The organism is Streptomyces sp. NTH33 (assembly GCF_003236365.1).
Lineage (GTDB): Bacteria > Actinomycetota > Actinomycetes > Streptomycetales > Streptomycetaceae > Streptomyces.
Genome location: NZ_POTZ01001102.1, coordinates 1 through 514, shown reverse-complemented (window position 1 = coordinate 514; position 514 = coordinate 1). Strand labels below are relative to the sequence as shown.

The 514-nt window shown below is 73.2% G+C and carries 1 protein-coding gene; it reads right to left on the bottom strand.

The genetic code is table 11. From position 1 onward, the window contains the following. The coding region (locus C1I97_RS38675; protein ID WP_441349207.1) for a DnaB-like helicase N-terminal domain-containing protein at nt 1-509 on the bottom strand (509 nt) is incomplete at its 3' end. Nucleotides 510-514 lie beyond the last annotated feature (5 nt).

Below are 514 nucleotides of genomic sequence, written 5' to 3'. Positions count from 1 at the left end.
GCGATACCGTCCACGGCGCTGGCGAGGGCGTCGGCTTCAGCGAGGGCGGCGGGCACCGGGTGCAGGAGCGTGACGTCCGTCGCGGTCTGCGCGAGGCGCTCGGCATGGGCGCGCAGGATGCGGCGGGCGTGATCGGCCTCGATCATCCGGGCGTACGCGGACGCGTGTCTGGGCCACGGGCAGACCTGGATCAGGGTGTGCAGGTAGGAGGCGGTCAGTCCGCGGGCGTGCTCGCGTGCGGCGGCGAGCACCGCGTTCAGCCAGGTGGTGTCCTGGGCGTGCTGGACCGGGTCGGGGGCCGGCAGGGCGCGGATTGCGGCGAACAGGGCGCCGTGCGCGTGGTTCGAGAACGAGTCGGGCTCGATCCCGTCGACTTCGTCGAGGCGGTGGTGTTCGAGGAGGAGGGCGCCGAGAAGGGCCTGCTCGGCGTAATACACGGGCTGCGGCGGATGCGAGTCGGGCAGGTCGCCGAGGTCGTTGTCGTCGTCAGGGGCGGGGCTGCGGGGCATCAGGC